15 protein-coding genes are annotated in these 16,056 nt (G+C 71.2%); 10 read left to right on the top strand and 5 right to left on the bottom strand.

Translation table 11 applies throughout. The features are described 5' to 3' along the window. Window positions 1-81: 81 nt before the first annotated feature. The 5 genes from ACZ7M7_RS19140 (at window position 82) to ACZ7M7_RS19120 (ending at window position 4,410) form a co-directional block, all read left to right on the top strand. Entirely contained in the window at window positions 82-1,365 is a 1,284-nt protein-coding gene (locus ACZ7M7_RS19140) for an ABC transporter substrate-binding protein (protein ID WP_472118252.1), read from the top strand. Further along, on the top strand, window positions 1,362-2,306 hold the full coding sequence (locus tag ACZ7M7_RS19135; protein ID WP_472118249.1) for a carbohydrate ABC transporter permease: 945 nt from the start codon (window positions 1,362-1,364) through the stop codon (window positions 2,304-2,306). The genes ACZ7M7_RS19140 and ACZ7M7_RS19135 overlap by 4 nt, the downstream gene beginning before the upstream one ends. After that, on the top strand, window positions 2,303-3,169 hold the full coding sequence (locus ACZ7M7_RS19130; protein ID WP_472118246.1) for a carbohydrate ABC transporter permease: 867 nt from the start codon (window positions 2,303-2,305) through the stop codon (window positions 3,167-3,169). The genes ACZ7M7_RS19135 and ACZ7M7_RS19130 overlap by 4 nt, the downstream gene beginning before the upstream one ends. Before the next feature lie 5 nt (window positions 3,170-3,174). Then, window positions 3,175-3,828, top strand: a complete 654-nt coding sequence (locus tag ACZ7M7_RS19125) for a hypothetical protein (protein WP_472118243.1) — start codon at window positions 3,175-3,177, stop codon at window positions 3,826-3,828. Between the two features lie 129 nt (window positions 3,829-3,957). Next, window positions 3,958-4,410 (top strand): phospholipase, encoded by a 453-nt coding sequence (locus ACZ7M7_RS19120; RefSeq protein WP_383598541.1) that lies wholly within the window; start codon window positions 3,958-3,960, stop codon window positions 4,408-4,410. Between the two features lie 65 nt (window positions 4,411-4,475). Here ACZ7M7_RS19120 and ACZ7M7_RS19115 read toward each other — a convergent pair whose 3' ends face one another. Further along, entirely contained in the window at window positions 4,476-6,731 is a 2,256-nt protein-coding gene (locus ACZ7M7_RS19115; RefSeq protein WP_472118240.1) for a heavy metal translocating P-type ATPase, read from the bottom strand. A gap of 67 nt (window positions 6,732-6,798) precedes the next feature. Next, window positions 6,799-7,014 (bottom strand): heavy-metal-associated domain-containing protein, encoded by a 216-nt coding sequence (locus ACZ7M7_RS19110; RefSeq protein WP_451166229.1) that lies wholly within the window; start codon window positions 7,012-7,014, stop codon window positions 6,799-6,801. A gap of 188 nt (window positions 7,015-7,202) precedes the next feature. On the opposite strand from ACZ7M7_RS19110, the gene ACZ7M7_RS19105 reads away from it, so the two are divergent. Continuing rightward, window positions 7,203-8,162, top strand: coding sequence for a hypothetical protein (locus ACZ7M7_RS19105; RefSeq protein ID WP_451166231.1), 960 nt, complete (start codon window positions 7,203-7,205; stop codon window positions 8,160-8,162). A 12-nt stretch (window positions 8,163-8,174) separates the two neighbouring features. Here the strand turns inward: ACZ7M7_RS19105 and ACZ7M7_RS19100 are convergent, their stop codons facing one another. Together ACZ7M7_RS19100 and ACZ7M7_RS19095 are read right to left on the bottom strand one after the other, a co-directional pair. Further along, window positions 8,175-10,010: a glycoside hydrolase family 15 protein gene (locus ACZ7M7_RS19100; protein WP_472118236.1), complete on the bottom strand. Its 1,836-nt coding sequence runs from the start codon at window positions 10,008-10,010 to the stop codon at window positions 8,175-8,177. Between the two features lie 94 nt (window positions 10,011-10,104). Beyond that, complete coding sequence (locus ACZ7M7_RS19095; RefSeq protein ID WP_383598526.1) at window positions 10,105-10,884, bottom strand: DeoR/GlpR family DNA-binding transcription regulator; 780 nt, start codon at window positions 10,882-10,884, stop codon at window positions 10,105-10,107. Window positions 10,885-11,029: 145 nt separating this feature from the next. On the opposite strand from ACZ7M7_RS19095, the gene ACZ7M7_RS19090 reads away from it, so the two are divergent. After that, window positions 11,030-11,911: an SIS domain-containing protein gene (locus tag ACZ7M7_RS19090; RefSeq protein ID WP_472118233.1), complete on the top strand. Its 882-nt coding sequence runs from the start codon at window positions 11,030-11,032 to the stop codon at window positions 11,909-11,911. A gap of 67 nt (window positions 11,912-11,978) precedes the next feature. Then, window positions 11,979-12,833: a class II fructose-bisphosphate aldolase gene (locus ACZ7M7_RS19085; protein ID WP_383598520.1), complete on the top strand. Its 855-nt coding sequence runs from the start codon at window positions 11,979-11,981 to the stop codon at window positions 12,831-12,833. Between the two features lie 59 nt (window positions 12,834-12,892). On the opposite strand, the gene ACZ7M7_RS19080 is transcribed toward ACZ7M7_RS19085, so the two are convergent. Next, the gene (locus tag ACZ7M7_RS19080) at window positions 12,893-14,026 is read right to left on the bottom strand and encodes a methyltransferase (RefSeq protein WP_472119250.1); all 1,134 of its coding nucleotides are present in this window, start codon (window positions 14,024-14,026) and stop codon (window positions 12,893-12,895) included. Window positions 14,027-14,116: 90 nt separating this feature from the next. Here ACZ7M7_RS19080 and ACZ7M7_RS19075 point away from each other — a divergent pair, with 90 nt between their 5' ends. Both ACZ7M7_RS19075 and ACZ7M7_RS19070 read left to right on the top strand, forming a co-directional pair. Further along, window positions 14,117-14,773, top strand: a complete 657-nt coding sequence (locus ACZ7M7_RS19075) for an alpha-ketoglutarate-dependent dioxygenase AlkB family protein (protein WP_472118230.1) — start codon at window positions 14,117-14,119, stop codon at window positions 14,771-14,773. A gap of 36 nt (window positions 14,774-14,809) precedes the next feature. Beyond that, complete coding sequence (locus ACZ7M7_RS19070) at window positions 14,810-16,048, top strand: ROK family protein (RefSeq protein WP_472118227.1); 1,239 nt, start codon at window positions 14,810-14,812, stop codon at window positions 16,046-16,048. The last annotated feature ends 8 nt before the right edge of the window (window positions 16,049-16,056 follow it).

The following is a 16,056-nucleotide window of genomic DNA, read 5'->3' as shown; positions in this document are numbered from 1 at the left end:
AGTCTCAGACCGACGGGGAGCAGGCCAGGGGGGCCGAGGGGGGCCAACAGAAAGCCCGAGGAAAGGAGAGGTGACCTCGGCATGCCCGGACACAGGACAAAGGGGTTCTGCGCGTCGGCCGCCGCACTCGTGCTCTGCGCGATGCCGGCCGGCTGCGGGGGATCCGGAGAATCGGTCGGCGGCGGCAAGGTCGTGCTGCGCTACACGTGGTGGGGCAACCCCGACCGCGCGGAGCGCACCGAGCAGGCCGTCGCCCTGTTCGAGAAACGGCACCCGAACGTCCAGGTGCAGACGTCGTTCTCGGCCTACGACGCCTACAAGCAGAAGCTCGCCACCCAGGCGGCGGGTGGCGACGCCCCCGATGTGATGCAGCTCGACTACCGGCAGATCGACCAGTACGCGTCCGGTGACGTCCTGCTCGACCTCGCGCAGCAGAAGGCCGTACTGCGCACCGGTCAGATCGACGCGGGCCTGCTCGCGACCGGCCGACTGGACGGGACGCAGTACGCGATTCCGCAGGGCCGCGGCACCGAGACCGTCGCCTACGACGTCAAGGCGTGGAAGGAGTCCGGCGTTCCGCTCCCGGGCGGGAGCTGGACCTGGAGCGAATGGGCCGACTCCATGCGGGCCCTGACGGAGACGACCGGCAAGCCCGGCGCCACCGACCCCGGGCAGAGCGAGGACTGCTTCGAGGTCTGGCTGCGCGGCCAGGGCAAGTCCCTCTACACCAAGGACGGCGGGCTCGGCTTCACGGCCGGCGATCTGACCCGCTGGTGGACCTTCACCGACGAGCTCCGCCGCGAGGGCGTCGTCTCGCCCGCCGAGCAGACCACCCAGCTCGACGGCTCGGTGGAGAACACCCCGCTGGGGCGCGGTGAGGCCATGTCCGACTCCAACTGGGACGCACCGGCGAGCGGTTACCTCGCCCTCATACCGGGCGGCGTCGCGCTCGCGCCGATGCCGTCCGGTGCGGACGGCACCCCCGGCCAGTACTTCAAGCCGTCGATGTTCCTCGGGGTCGGCGCCGGCACCGCCCACCCGAAGGAGGCGGCACAGCTCGTCGACTTCCTCATCAACGACGACAAGGCGGCGCAGATCCTCGGTGCGACCCGCGGCATCCCTGTCAACGAGTCCATCCGCAAGGCGATCGAGCCGCAGCTCAAGGACTTCGACCGGACGATCGCCGACTACCAGACGTCCCTGGAAGGCTCCCTCAAGGACCCGCCGCAGGCCCCGCCCTCGGGCGACAACGCCCTGCAGACCACCTTCCAGCGCGACTACGACCAGGTGTCGTACGCGCGCATGTCGCCGCGCGAGGCGGCCGAGAACTACGTCACCGAGGCGAAGGCGGAGCTGAGGTCATGACCACCACCGACATCTCCGCGCCCGCCGCCGGGAAAGCGGGGGTCATCCCGGCGCGCAAGCGCCAGCCCAAGCGTGAACCCCAGGGCCCCGCCTGGGTGTTCCTCTCCCCATGGGTGCTCGGCGCGATCGTCCTGACCCTGCTGCCGATGGCCGTGTCGCTGTACCTGTCGTTCACCGACTACGACCTGTTCAACCCGCCGCGCTGGGTGGGCCTGCGCAACTACGTCCAGATGTTCACCGAGGACCCGCGCTACTGGCGCTCGGTGACGACCACGCTGACGTACGTCGTCATCGCCGTGCCCCTGCAACTCGCCCTTGCGCTGGGCGTGGCACTCGCCCTGAAGTCCATGAAACGCGGTAAGGGCTTCTACCGTTCCGCCTTCTACGCCCCCTCGCTGCTCGGCGCGTCGATGTCGATCGCCCTCGTCTGGCGCGCGATCTTCAACGACGGCGGCACGGTGGACAATCTGCTCGGCACCGGCGGCTGGGTCAACAAGCCGGGCTGGGCGCTGCTCGCCGTGGCGTTGCTGACGGTGTGGCAGTTCGGGGCGCCCATGGTCATCTTCCTCGCGGGGCTCCAGCAGATCCCGGGCGAGCTGTACGAGGCGGCGGCCGTGGACGGCGCCGGGAGGTGGCGGCAGTTCGTGTCCGTCACCGTGCCCATGCTGTCCCCGGTCCTGTTCTTCAACCTCGTCCTGCAGACCATCCAGGCCTTCCAGGTCTTCACGCCCGCTTTCGCGATCGGCGCCGGCAAGGGCGGCCCCGCCGACTCGACGCTCGTCTACACCCTCTACCTCTACGACCGCGGCTTCGTCGCCTCCCACATGGGCTACGCCTCCGCCATGGCCTGGGTGCTGCTGATCGTCATCGGCGCCGTCACCGCGGTGCTGTTCCGCACCTCGCGCTCCTGGGTCTTCTACGCCTCCGAGGGGGACCGATGACCACCACCACGACTCCGGTCGTCCGCAAGCCCGTTGCCCGGGGGCGGATCGCCCTGCACGTCGGCTGCCTGGCCGCGCTGCTGGTCATGCTGTACCCGCTGGCGTGGCTGCTGGCCACCTCGCTCAAGCCCGCCGACGAGGTCATCGCCAGCCTCAACCTGCTGCCCGGCCATCTGGAGTGGTCCAACTACAAGACCGCTCTGGACGGCGTGAACGACGTCTCCATCTGGCGGCTGCTGACCAACTCGCTGCTGATCGCGGGCGGCGCGGTCCTCGGCAACGTGATCAGCTGCTCGCTCGCCGCGTACGCCTTCGCGCGGCTGCGATTCCGCTTCCGCGGGCCGCTGTTCGCGTTCATGATCGCGACGATCATGCTGCCGCATCACGCGGTGCTGATCCCGCAGTACATCATCTTCAACCAACTCGGCCTGGTGAACACGTACTGGCCGTTGATCCTGCCGAAGTTCCTCGCCACCGAGGCGTTCTTCGTGTTCCTCATCGTGCAGTTCATGCGCGGACTGCCGCGCGAGCTGGAGGAGGCGGCCCGTATCGACGGCTGCGGCCCGTTCCGCAGCTTCTTCCGGATCGTGCTGCCGCTCACCCGTCCCGCGTTGATCACCGCCGCGATCTTCACCTTCATCTGGACGTGGAACGACTTCTTCACCCAGCTCATCTATCTCTTCGACCCCGAGAAGTTCACGCTCACCCTCGCCCTGCGGTCGTTCGTGGACGCCTCCAGCACCTCGGCGTTCGGCCCGATGTTCGCGCTGTCCGTGATCGCGCTGCTGCCGATCGTGCTGTTCTTCCTCGCCTTCCAGCGCCTGCTGGTGGAGGGCATGGCCAGCTCCGGACTCAAGGGGTGAGCGGCATGAGTGGACAGAGTGGGCCGAGCGGGACGCGGTCGCGTGAGGCGGGCGAGGTGTTCGGCCCGCGCATGACCCTCTTCGCCGACGTGCTGAGCATCGGGCTCGCCACGGCCGTGGCCGGTCTGCCGCTGCTGACCGCGCCCGCGGCGCTGTCGACGGCGTGCGCGGTGCTGCGCGGCGCCCGGGAGGAACGGCCCGCCACCGCCGGGCGGTACTTCGTGCTGCTACGGCGACGGCTGCGGACCGGCGACCTGGCGGCGGGCGCCCTCGCGCTGGCGGGAGTGCTGCTGCTCGCCGGCGACCTGGCACTGGCCGGGGCGGGGCTGCCCGGTGGGCCGCTGTTCGCCGTGCCGGCCGCCGCGATCGGTGCGTGCGCCGTCGTGATCGGCCTCAGGGCCTGCGCCCGCCGCGAGTCGCTCACCGACTGGCGCGCTGCCGTAGGCGGGGCCGCCCGGGACTCCGTTCAGGACGTGGGCGGCAGTGGTCTGGTGCTGCTCGCGGTGGCGACCGCGATCCTGTGCGCCTGGATGCTGGTGCCGCTCGCGTTCCTCGCCCCGGGGCCGCTGGCCCTGGCGGTCACGGCCGTGGACCTGCGGAGGGAGGGTAGGCGCAGGCAGGCGGGGGCACGTCGTGCGGAGCACGAATTCATCCCCTGATCTCCTCGCATGTCCCAGAGTTAACGGCGCATTAGGTCGCTTGCGGTGTAAAAGGACTGTTGGGGTGTCAATCATCTTGTCATGAACCTGCGACCCGACGGGCGGGTCGCAGCCTCATGGAGGTGTGGAATGCACCGCACACTCACCACCGGTCTTGCCGCATCAGCCCTCTCACTCATGGCCGTCGTCGCCACCGCCACGGCCGCGGAAGCCGCCCCCGCCGACAAGCCCCAGGTCCTGGCCAACTGGACCCAGACCAGCGCGTCGAGCTACAACTCCTGGGTCGCCGCCCGCTCCAACCAGTCCGCCTGGTCCGCGTACGGGTTCGACTGGTCCACGGACTACTGCTCCTCCTCGCCGGACAACCCGTTCGGCTTCCCCTTCTCCACGTCCTGCGCCCGGCACGACTTCGGCTACCGCAACTACAAGGCGCTGGGCACGTTCAGTGCCAACAAGTCGCGCATCGACAGCGCCTTCTACGAGGACCTCAAGCGCGTGTGCGCCGGCTACAGCGGTGCTTCGAAGACCGCCTGCAACAGCACGGCCTGGACCTACTACCAGGCTGTGAAGGCCTTCGGCTGAGCAGCCGCTGAGCGAAGGTGGAGAAAGGGGGCGCCGCTTGAGCGGCGCCCCCTTTGCACGACGATTCAGCTCGCGGCCCGGAACGAGCGCAGGCGCAGCGAGTTGCCGACCACGAAGACCGACGAGAAGGCCATGGCTGCTCCGGCGATCATCGGGTTGAGCAGACCGGCGGCGGCGAGCGGCAGGGCGCCGACGTTGTAGGCGAAGGCCCAGAACAGGTTCGAGCGGATGGTGCCGAGCGTCCGGCGGGACAGCCTGATGGCGTCGGCGGCGGCACGCAGGTCACCCCGCACCAGGGTCAGGTCGCCCGCCTCGATCGCCGCGTCCGTGCCGGTGCCCATCGCCAGCCCCAGGTCGGCCTGGGCGAGCGCGGCCGCGTCGTTGACGCCGTCGCCGACCATCGCCACCGAACGGCCCTCGCCCTGAAGGCGCTTGACGACATCGGCCTTGTCCTGCGGCAGCACTTCGGCGATGACGTCCTCAGGGGCGATCCCGACCTCGCGGGCGACGGCGTGTGCGACGGCCTTGTTGTCGCCGGTCAGCAGGATCGGGGTGAGGCCGAGGGCGCGCAGCCGCCGGATCGCCTCCGCGCTGGTCTCCTTCACCGCGTCGGCGACCTCGAGGACCGCCCGCGCCTCGCCGTCCCAGGCGACCGCGATGGCGGTACGACCGGCCGCCTCGGCCTCGGACTTGGCCTGCCGCAGCTCCTGAGGCAGTTCCATCGCCCAGTCGGCCAGCAGGCGCTCGCGGCCCACGAGGACCGCATGCCCGTCGACGATGCCCTGCACCCCGAGGCCGGGTACGTTCGCGAAGTCCTCCGGCGTGGGCAGCGAACCCAGCTTCTGCAGCGCGCCATCGGCCACCGCACGGGCGATCGGATGCTCCGAGGAGTGCTCCAACGCGCCCGCGAGACGCAGGACTTCGGCCTCGTCGGCGTTGTCCGCGGTGTGCACGGCCAGCAGGGCCATCCGGCCGGTTGTCACGGTGCCCGTCTTGTCGAGGACGATCGTGTCGACCTTGCGCGTGGACTCCAGCACCTCCGGGCCCTTGATCAGGATCCCGAGCTGCGCGCCACGTCCGGTGCCCACCATCAACGCGGTCGGCGTGGCGAGACCCAGGGCGCACGGGCAGGCGATGATCAGTACGGCGACCGCGGCGGTGAAGGCGGCGGCCGGCCCGACCCCGTTGCCCAGCCAGAAGCCGAGGGTGCCCAGCGCGAGGGCGATCACGATCGGCACGAAGACGGCGGAGATCCGGTCCGCGAGCCGCTGGGCCGCGGCCTTGCCGTTCTGTGCGTCCTCCACCAGCCGTGCCATCCGGGCGAGTTGGGTGTCGGCGCCCACGCAAGTGGCCTCGACGACCAGTCGGCCTCCCGCGTTGATCGTGGCGCCGGTGACCGCGTCGCCCACGGTCACCTCGACCGGCACGGATTCGCCGGTGAGCATCGAGGCGTCCACCGCCGACGAGCCCTCGACGACGGTCCCGTCGGTGGCGATCTTCTCGCCGGGCCGCACGAGGAAGCGGTCGCCGACTTTCAACTCCGGGACGGGTATGGTCCGTTCGATGCCGTTCCCGCCCAGGACCGTCACGTCCTTGGCACCCAGCTCCAGCAGCGCCTTGAGTGCCGCGCCCGCCTTGCGCTTGGAACGGGCCTCGAAGTAGCGCCCGGCCAGGATGAAGGCGATGACACCGGCGGCCGCCTCCAGATAGATGTTCCCGGAGCCGTCGCTGCGGGCGATGGTCAGTTCGAAGGGGTGCGTCATGCCCGGCTCGCCCGCCGTGCCGAAGAACAGCGCCCACAAAGACCACAGGAACGCGGCCGACGTGCCGACCGAGATCAGCGTGTCCATGGTGGCCGCGCCGTGCCGCAGATTGGTGAACGCCGCCTTGTGGAAGGGCCATCCGGCATAGGTCACGACAGGCGCCGCCAGCGTGAGGGACAGCCACTGCCAGTACTCGAACTGCAGAGCCGGAATCATGGCCATCGCCACGACGGGCACGGCGAGGGTCACGGCCGTGATCAACCGCTCCCGCAGGGGCCGCAGTTCATCGGCCTCGTCCGTGCCCTCGGAGGTGTCCCGCACGGGCGGCGCCGGCTCCTGCGCGCTGTACCCGGTCTTCTCCACGGTGGCGATCAGGTCCTGGACGGACACGTCACCGCCGTAGCTGACCTTCGCCTTCTCGGTGGCGTAGTTGACGGTGGCGGTGACGCCGTCCATGCGGTTCAGCTTCTTCTCGATGCGCGCCGCGCACGAGGCACAGGTCATGCCGCCGATGGCGAGCTCTACCTCGGTCGTGGGGTCGGACGCGGTGGTGGTCATCGCTGCTCCTCGTGCGGGGTGCGGGCGGAGCCCGGTGCGGCCGGGCCCCGGCGATTCGGGGTGCGGGTCAGGCGGCGCGGCCGGTCAGTTCGTAGCCGGCCTCGTCGACGACCTCGGTGATCAGCGCGTCGTCGGGCTCGCCGGCGCTGGTGACGGTGACCTGGCCGGTCGTGAGATCGACACCGACCTCGGTGACGCCGTCCAGCTCGCCGATGACCTTGGTGAGCGTGGCCTTGCAGTGGGCGCAGCTCATCCCGGACACGGCGTACGTGGTGGTGGTCATGGGTTCCTCCCGAAGGGCTCTGTGGCGGTCGACCTAGGTACGGGGTGGGGGTATCCTGGCCGGTGTCCATGTATACCCCTAGGGGGTAGCCGAGGCAAGTGCGGAACCGGGTTGACTTCATACCCCCCAGGGGTATGGTGAGGTGCAGTGAAGGATCGTATCGAAGGACCGACCCGCAGGAGAGCGCCATGCATGCCGGACTGAGGATCACCGCGTTCGCGGCCGCACTGGCCGCGACCTTCGGCACCGCCTACGGCGTGGGCAAAGGCGTCGACCCCGTCGTCGACGAACCGGCCCCCGCCCGCCACGAGAGCCACAGCGAGGCGTCAGCGGCACCGGAGGGTGACGGACACGGCGGGCACGAGACGAAGCCGGCCGGCGGGCTGCAGATCTCCGAGGGCGGCTACACCCTCGACCTGCGGACCCCGGGCGTCACGGCCGGGAAGCGCTCCGACCTGAGCTTCGTCATCCGCGACGACGACGGACGTGCCGTCACCGCGTATCGGCGCGAGCACGACAAGGAACTCCACCTCATCGTGGCCTCACGCGACCTGGGCACCTACCGTCATCTGCACCCCACCCGCGCCGCCGACGGCACCTGGAGCATCCCCGTCGAACTGCCCCGCGCGGGCGGCTACCGCGTCTTCGCCGACTTCACCCCGGCGAAGAAGGACGCCGAGAACCTCACCCTCGGCGCGGACCTGGCGGCCGCCGGCCCCTACGAGCCGCAGCAGCTGCCGACGCCGAACACGACCGCCAAGGTCCACGGCTACGAAGTCCGGCTGGACGGCGTCCTGCGCCCGGGCAAGGAGCGCGAGCTGAAGCTCAAGGTCTCGCGGGGCGGCCGCCCCGTCACCAACCTCCAGCCCTACCTCGGCGCCTACGGCCACCTGGTGGCCCTGCGCTCCGGCGACCTCGCCTACCTCCACGTCCACCCCAACGGGGAGCCCGGCGACGGCAGGACGAAGCCCGGCCCCGAGATCTCGTTCACGGCGACGGCGCCGAGCAGCGGCACGTACCGGCTGTTCCTCGACTTCAAGCACGAAGGGGAGGTGCACACGGCGGAGTTCACCGTGCGGGCAGGTGCGACGGCGACCGCCCCGGAGGCGCCCGGGCACGAGGACGGGACTGCGGAGCACGGTCACTGAGGGGTTCTTGCCTCAGCCCAGGGCGCGATCCAGGTTGAACGCCGCGCTGATCAGGGCGAGATGGGTGAACGCCTGCGGGAAGTTGCCCTGCTGCTCGCCCGTGTGGCTGATCTCCTCGGCGTACAGGCCCAGATGGTTGGCGTACGTCAGCATCTTCTCGAAGGCCAGCTGCGCCTCGTCGACCCGGCCGGCCCGGACCATGGCCTCCACGTACCAGAACGAGCAGATCGAGAACGTGCCCTCGTCGCCGCGCAGTCCGTCAGGGCTCGCCTCCGGGTCGTAGCGGTACACCAGCGAGTCGGACACCAGATCCTCGGTGAGGGCGTCGAGCGTGGACAGCCACTTCGGGTCGGTCGGCGCGATGAACTTGGCCATGGGCATCATCAGCACGGCCGCGTCCAGGACGTCACTGTCCTCGCACTGGACGAAGGCCTTGCGGGTCTCGGACCAGCCCCGGGTCATGATCCGCCGGTAGATCCTGTCCCGGCACTCCTGCCAGCGCGGCAGCTCGGCGGGCAGTCCGCGGCGGGTGGCCATGCGGATGCCCCGCTCGATGGCCACCCAGCACATCAGCCGCGAGTACAGGAAGTTCTTGCGGCCGCCGCGGGTCTCCCAGATGCCCTCGTCGGGCTGGTCCCAGTTCTCGCACACCCACTCCACCAGGGCGCACACGTCGTCCCACTGGTCGCTGGAGATGGGCTGCGCCCACTTGTCGTAGAGGTAGATCGAGTCGACCAGCGCGCCGTAGATGTCGAGCTGGAGCTGGTCCGAGGCGGCGTTGCCGATCCGCACCGGAGCGGAGCCGAGATGGCCCTCCAGATGGTCGAGCACCCGCTCGGGCAGATCGGTGCGGCCGTCGATGCCGTACATGATCTGCAACGGGCCGGTGGGCGAGCCGTCGCCCCGGCTGACGTGCTCGGTCAGGAACTTCATGAAGGCCTCGGCCTCGGTCGTGAAGCCCAGCCGCAGCATGGCGTACACGCAGAACGCGGCGTCGCGCACCCACATGTACCGGTAGTCCCAGTTGCGTTCGCCGCCGAGCTGCTCGGGCAGGCTCGTCGTCGGCGCGGCCACGATGGCGCCGGTGGGCGCGTAGGTGAGCAGCTTCAGGGTCAGCGCGGAGCGGTGCACCATCTCCCGCCAGCGGCCCCTGTACTTGGAGGCGGACAGCCAGCTCCGCCAGTAGGCCACCGTGCTGTTGAACTGCCTCTCGGCCTCGGTCCGCGCGCACCGCTTCAGCGCCAGCGCCCCGCTGATCTGGTCCAGCGCCAGCACCGCCGACTCACCTTGGGAGAGCTTGAAGTCGGCGTGCACGTCCGGCCCGTCGATCTCCAGCGGCACGGTGGAGGTGATCCCGATCGACAGCTCGTCCGACTCGAAGACCGCCACCTCGTCCTCCATGCGGACGGTGTGTGTCCGGGTGCCGTAGTCGAAGCGGGGCGCGACGCGCGTATGGAACGGGATCGAGCCGCGTACGCACACCACCCGTCGTATCAGCCGGTGCCGCTCGGCCTCGGCCGTATCGCCGTCGACCGGCATGAAGTCCTGCACCTCGCCGACGCCGTCCTCGGTGAAGAACCTGGTGATCAGGACGTTGGTGTCGGGGAAGTAGAACTGCTTGGTCCGCGCCGGCACGGAGGCCGCCAGCTCGAAGCAGCCGCCCCGCTCGGCGTCCAGGATCGCCGCGAAGATGCTGGGGGCGTCGAAGGCCGGGCAGCAGTACCAGTCGATCGTGCCGTCGATGCCTACGAGCGCCACGCTGCGCAGATCGCCGATCAGGCCGTGATCGGCGATCGGCACGTACCGCGACGCCCCCGGTGTGCCCGTCTCGATCGGAGTAGTGCTCATCGCAGCCTCCTCGGCCCGCCATGCGCCTCGCTCCCAGCGTAGGTGAGGTCGGCCGCAGGGGGGCCGGGGTGGCGGGATCGCGGGGCTCGGGGTGTCAGACCGCGACGACCTGCAGGCCCGCCTCCTCGAAGCGGCGCAGGGTCTCCGGGTCGGCCGCCGTGTCCGTGACCAGCGTGTTCACGGCGTCGGCCGGGCAGATCCGGGCGAACGCCCGCTGGCCCAGCTTGCTGGAGTCCGCGGCCACGACCACGCGCTCGGCGCGCTCGCACAGCAGCCGGTTGATCGCCGCCTCCGCCTCGTCGTGCGCGGCGGCACCGTGCGTGACGTCGAAGCCGACGACGCCGAGAACCGCCACGTCGATCGTGATCTGGGACAGCACCCCGTCCGCGAGCGGCCCGATGAGCTCGTACGACTGCGGGCGCGCCACCCCGCCGGTGACCACGATCTTGAACTGGGGGCGCACGGCCAGTTCATTGGCGATGTTGAGCGCGTTGGTGACGACGGTCAGCGCGGGCGAGCCGGACGCGAGGTCGCTGCGCACGGCCAGGGCACGCGCCACCTCGGTGGTCGTCGTACCGCCGGTCAGCCCGACGGCCTCGCCGGGGGCGACGAGATCGGCCACCGCCTTGGCGATGCGCTGCTTCTCGGAGGCGTGCCGAGCCGTCTTGTAGCGCAGCGGCAGCTCGTACGACACTCCGTGTACGACCGCGCCGCCCCGTGTGCGGACGAGCATCTGCTGCTCGGCGAGCTGGTCGAAGTCGCGGCGGATCGTCGCGGCCGAGACCTCCAGCTCGGCGGCCGCCTCCTCGACGTCCAGCCGGCCCCGCTCCACGAGCAGCTCCAGCAGCGCCTTCCAGCGGGCGTCGCGCGACATCCACCCTCCATTCCTCGATCTCCCGCGACCTTAGCGCACGCTTCTTCCTGTGTTTGCTTGATTATGCTCGAAACTGGGAGCTATCTTGCAAGAACAATCAGATGACCCATCGCAAGGCTCCATCAGAGGCCCGGAGGACGGCGGCATGACGCATGTCGAGGACGAGCTCAACAGCCAGCCCGAGTGCTGGACCCGCGCCGCGAGCGAGGCGGCCGGCCTCGGTGGGGTGCTGTCGGGGACGGGGGAGCGGGTCGCGGTCGTCGGCTGCGGGACGTCGTACTTCATGGCGCAGGCGTTCGCCGCACTGCGTGAGGGGTCGGGCCGCGGCGAGACGGACGCCTTCGCCGCGTCGGAGTTCCCGCACGGGCGCTCCTACGACCGTGTCCTCGCCCTGACCCGCTCCGGTACGACCACCGAAGTACTCGATCTGCTGGGGCGGTTGAGGGGGCGCACGCCGACCGTCGCGATCACCGCCGACCCGGACACACCCGTCATGGCGGTCGCCGACGAGGTCGTGGTCCTGGACTACGCGGACGAACGGTCGGTCGTGCAGACCAGGTTCGCGACCACCGCCCTCACCCTGCTCCGCGCCCACCTCGGCCTGCACACCGACGCGGTTGTGGCCGACGCCCGCACCGCGCTCGCCGCCGAACTGCCCGAAGGGCTGGTGGAGTGCGGGCAGTTCACCTTCCTCGGCCGGGGCTGGACCGTGGGCCTGGCCAACGAGGCGGGGCTGAAGATGCGCGAGGCGTCGCTGTCCTGGACGGAGGCCTACCCGGCCATGGAGTACCGGCACGGCCCGATCAGCATCACCACCGGCGGCACCGCGACCTGGATGTTCGGCGAGGCGCCCGAAGGGCTGGCCGAACAGGTGCGTTCCACCGGCGGGCTGTGGATCGAGGGCCGCCTGGACCCCCTCGCCGAACTGGTCCGCGCCCAGCGACTCGCCGTCGCCGTCGCCGCAGCACGCGGCCTCGACCCGGACCGGCCCCGTCACCTCACCCGCTCGGTGATCCTCGCCCCCTGACGCGCACCACGACACGCCCCCCAGACGTGTCCGACGCGCCCTCTCCCGCGCCGAGAAAGGACAGGCCGTGCCCCTCGTGACCACCGGCGAGCTCGTCACCCGTGCCGCCGCAGCCCGCTCCGCCGTCGCCGCCTTCAACGTCATCACCCTGGAGCACGTCGAGGCGGTCATCGCCGGTGCCGAGTCGGTGAGTTCGCCCGTCGTGCTCCAAGTCAGCGAGAACGCCGTCAAGTTCCGCTACGGACGACTCCTCCCGCTCGCCCGCGCCACCGTCGCCGCCGCCGAACGCGCCGCCGTCCCCGTCGCGTTGCACCTCGACCACATCCAGAGCGACGACCTGCTGCGCCAGGCACCGGACGCCGGTTTCAGCTCCGTGATGTACGACGCGGCCCGCCTGCCGTACGCCGACAACCTCGCCGCGACGAAGGCCGCCGCCGACTGGGCGCACGCCCAAGGCCTCTGGATCGAGGCCGAGTTGGGGCGACTGGGCGGAAAGAACGGCGAGCCGCCCCTAGACGCCCACGCCCCCGGCGCCCGCACCGACCCCGCCGAGGCCCACGCCTTCGTCACCGACTCCGGCGTCGACGCCCTCGCGGTCGCCGTCGGCAGCTCCCACGCCATGACCACCCGCACCGCCACCCTCGACCACGACCTCCTCAAACGCCTCGCCGCCACCCTGGACGTCCCCCTCGTCCTGCACGGCTCCTCCGGCGTCCCCGACGACGAACTCACCGCGGGGGTCGCGGGCGGCATCGCCAAGGTCAACGTCGGTACGGCCCTCAACATCGCCATGACGGGAGCGATCCGCGAATTCCTCGCGGCCCATCCCGAGGCGGTCGACTCACGCAAATACCTGAGCGTGGGACGGGAGGCGATGGTGCGAGCGGTGGCGGACATCATCGGGGTGCTGACGGCACCCTGACCGGCCACTCCCTGACCGGGCGCTCCACCGCCACCGCGTCGGGGGCGCCGACCGCACCGTCACTTCTTGACGGCCCGAAGCACCACGAACTTGGCGTCACTGGCGACGAGTTGACTGTTGCCGAACAGCCGCCGCAGCTTCACGTGGTAGCCGAGGTGCCGGTTGCCGATGACCCACAGCTCACCGCCCGGCCGCAGCGCGCGCCGCGCCCCCGTGAACATCCGCCAGGCCGTCGAGTCGGTCGTCGCCTGGTGGGAGTGGAACGGCGGATTGTTGAGCACGAGGTCGACGCTCCCGGCCGGCACCCCCGCCAGCCCGTCCCCGACCCGGAACTCGGCGTGCCCCGGCACCCCGTTCGCCTTGTACGTCGCCTCCGCCGAGGCCACCGCCTGGAAGGACTCGTCCACGAACAGCACCTCGGCCTCAGGGTTCGCCAGCGCCATCGCCGTACCGACGACACCGTTGCCGCACCCGAGGTCGACCACCCGCCGGCCGTCCCTGCCGTCGGGCAGGTGCCCCAGGAAGAAGCGCGTGCCGATGTCGAGCCGGTCGGCACAGAAGACGCCCGCGTGATTGACGACCGTGCGTCCCGAGACCGCGCCGATGCCGTCGGGGAGCGTGTACGTGTACGGCCACGGGTTGGCGGGCCGTTCCGCCGCCGGCTGAGGCGTGCAGAAGATCAGCCGGGCCTTCCGCTCGGCGAGCGAGGTGCGGGTCGGGCCGATGATCCGCTCGAACAGCTGGAGCGTCGAGGTGTGGATCTCCTTCACCATGCCCGTGCCGACCACCACCGTGCCCTCGTGCACCGCGGGCGCGAGCCGCAGCAGCTGGTCCTCCAGCAGGGCGAGACTCTTGGGCACCCTGACCAGGAGGACGTCGACGCGGTCCGGCGGCGGGTCCTGCGTCGTGAGCAGCCGGACGTCGCCGGGCTCGACGCCATGGCGGGCGAGGTTGGCCCGGGTCGCCTCCTGGGCCAGGTAGGAGTCCGTGACCTGCACCGGCCGGTGCGCCGCGAGCGCCGTGACCAGGGCGCCCCAGCGGTCACCCACGACCACGACCGTGCCGGACAGCGGGACGTTCTGCTCGGCCAGATGCCTGAGGAGGTACTCGTCGGAGGCGTCCCAGGCGCGCAGCCTGTCACGCGGGTCCGCGGGGAAACGGGACAGCGCGAGCTCGCCCCAGGGCGTCGTCATACGGTCGTTCATCGTGCGTCAAGGCTAAGCGACCCCGGCGGCGCCGCTTGCCGAGCCGCAGCTCACGGCCGGTGGGGGAGGATGGGAGGCATGGACGCCGAGCTCTTCCCCCGCGAGCGTACGGAGGTCACGCCGGGCGCGGTGCACGTGCCCGGCTGGCTGGACGCGCCGGCCCAGCGCGAGCTGCTGGAGGCCTGCCGCGGGTGGGCGCGCCCACCGGCCGGCCTGCGCACGGTGCGCACCCCCGGCGGCGGCACGATGACCGCACGCCAGGTCTGCCTGGGCTGGCACTGGTACCCGTACGCCTACGCCCGCACGGTCGTCGACGGCGACGGAGCCCCGGTGAAGCCGTTCCCCGGGTGGTTGGGCGAGCTGGGCCGGCGCGCGGTGCGGGACACGCTGGGTGCGGACATGCCCGGTGGACCGGAGGCCGCGTACGACATCGCCCTGATCAATTTTTACGACGCCGACGCGCGCATGGGCATGCACCGCGACAGCGACGAGAAGTCGGACGCCCCGGTGGTGTCCCTGAGCCTCGGTGACACCTGCGTCTTCCGCTTCGGCAACACCGAGACCCGGAGCAGGCCGTACACGGACGTCGAGCTGCGCAGCGGCGACCTGTTCGTGTTCGGCGGCCCCTCACGACTCGCCCACCACGGTGTGCCGAAGGTGCAGCCGGGCACCGCACCGCCGGAGTTGGGGCTGACCGGCCGGCTGAACATCACGCTCAGAGTGAGCGGCCTGTAGGCCGCCGGACCTGCGGATCATGGGAGACTCGCCCTCATGAGCGGCAAGGCGGACCCCCGGACGGCGGGGGAAGGGACCACCTCGAGGGCGCGGTTGGACCGGGGGCGCGGCGCGCTCGGACCCGCGTTGGAGCTCGTGCACACCGGACGCGCACCCACACGCGCGGTCCTCACCGCCGAGCTCGGCGTGACCCGGGCGACGGCGGGCGCGGTCGCCGCCGAGCTGGAGGCGCTCGGGCTGATCCGGGTCGACGCACGGCCCGGCGCGGCGGCGGGCTCGCAGGGGCGGCCCTCGCACCGGCTGGCGGTCGCCGAGGACGGCCCGGTCGTCCTTGCCGCGCAGGTGCACGCCGACGGGTTCCGGGCGGCGCTGGTCGGCCTGGGCGGCCGTATCGTCGCCACCGCACCCGGCTGCGAGACCGTGGAAGCCGACCCGGCGAAGGTGCTCGGGTCCGTCGTCGAGGCGGGCGCCGACCTGCTGCGCACGACCGGACGGCGCTGCGTCGGTGCCGGGCTCGCCGTACCGTCCGCCGTCGCCGAACCCGACGGCCTGGCCCTGAACCCCCTGCACCTGGCGTGGCCCGTGGGAGCCCCTGTCCGCCGTATCTTCACGGAGTGCGTGCGCGCCGCCGGGATCACCGGACCGGCGTTCACCGGCAACGACGTCAACCTCGTCGCGCTCGCCGAGCACCGGCACGGAGCGGGGCGCGGCGCCCGCGACCTGCTGTGCGTGGCCACCGGGCACCGGGGTGTCGGCGGTGCGCTCGTGCTGGACGGCCGTCTGCACACCGGCAGTTCGGGCCTGGCCCTGGAGGTCGGTCACCTCACCGTGAACCCCGAGGGCAGGCCCTGCCACTGCGGCAGCCGCGGCTGTCTCGACGTCGAGGCCGACCCGCTGGCGTTCCTCACGGCCGCCGGCCGCGAGCCCGGCCCCGAGGTCTCCCTGCTCCAGCAGGCCAAGGACCTGATCCGCACCCAGTACGACGACCTCACGATCCGTGTCGCCACCGAGGCCCTCATCGACCGCCTCGGCCTGGGCCTCGCCGGCCTGGTCAACATCCTGAACCCGGACCGCATCATCCTCGGCGGCCTGCACGCCACCCTCCTCGACGCCGACCCCGGCCGTCTGCGTGCCGTCGTCGCCGACCGCAGCCTCTGGGGGCAGAGCGGCAGTGTCCCGATCCTCGCGTGCACCCTCGACCACAACAGCCTGGTCGGCGCCGCCGAGTTGGCCTGGCAGCCGGTGCTGGACGATCCGCTGGGGGCGCTGACCTAGGGGCTGTC

Source organism: Streptomyces sp. NPDC111606 (assembly GCF_055656945.1).
This window is presented reverse-complemented; position numbering and strand designations above follow the sequence as displayed.

Coding starts and splice junctions, on each gene's coding strand:
- ACZ7M7_RS19140 (WP_472118252.1), top strand. CDS start 82: ATGCCCGGACACAGGACAAAGGGGTTCTGCGCGTCGGCCGCCGCACTC.
- ACZ7M7_RS19135 (WP_472118249.1), top strand. CDS start 1,362: ATGACCACCACCGACATCTCCGCGCCCGCCGCCGGGAAAGCGGGGGTC.
- ACZ7M7_RS19130 (WP_472118246.1), top strand. CDS start 2,303: ATGACCACCACCACGACTCCGGTCGTCCGCAAGCCCGTTGCCCGGGGG.
- ACZ7M7_RS19125 (WP_472118243.1), top strand. CDS start 3,175: ATGAGTGGACAGAGTGGGCCGAGCGGGACGCGGTCGCGTGAGGCGGGC.
- ACZ7M7_RS19120 (WP_383598541.1), top strand. CDS start 3,958: ATGCACCGCACACTCACCACCGGTCTTGCCGCATCAGCCCTCTCACTC.
- ACZ7M7_RS19115 (WP_472118240.1), bottom strand. CDS start 6,731: ATGACCACCACCGCGTCCGACCCCACGACCGAGGTAGAGCTCGCCATC.
- ACZ7M7_RS19110 (WP_451166229.1), bottom strand. CDS start 7,014: ATGACCACCACCACGTACGCCGTGTCCGGGATGAGCTGCGCCCACTGC.
- ACZ7M7_RS19105 (WP_451166231.1), top strand. CDS start 7,203: ATGCATGCCGGACTGAGGATCACCGCGTTCGCGGCCGCACTGGCCGCG.
- ACZ7M7_RS19100 (WP_472118236.1), bottom strand. CDS start 10,010: ATGAGCACTACTCCGATCGAGACGGGCACACCGGGGGCGTCGCGGTAC.
- ACZ7M7_RS19095 (WP_383598526.1), bottom strand. CDS start 10,884: ATGTCGCGCGACGCCCGCTGGAAGGCGCTGCTGGAGCTGCTCGTGGAG.
- ACZ7M7_RS19090 (WP_472118233.1), top strand. CDS start 11,030: ATGACGCATGTCGAGGACGAGCTCAACAGCCAGCCCGAGTGCTGGACC.
- ACZ7M7_RS19080 (WP_472119250.1), bottom strand. CDS start 14,026: ATGACGACGCCCTGGGGCGAGCTCGCGCTGTCCCGTTTCCCCGCGGAC.
- ACZ7M7_RS19075 (WP_472118230.1), top strand. CDS start 14,117: ATGGACGCCGAGCTCTTCCCCCGCGAGCGTACGGAGGTCACGCCGGGC.
- ACZ7M7_RS19070 (WP_472118227.1), top strand. CDS start 14,810: ATGAGCGGCAAGGCGGACCCCCGGACGGCGGGGGAAGGGACCACCTCG.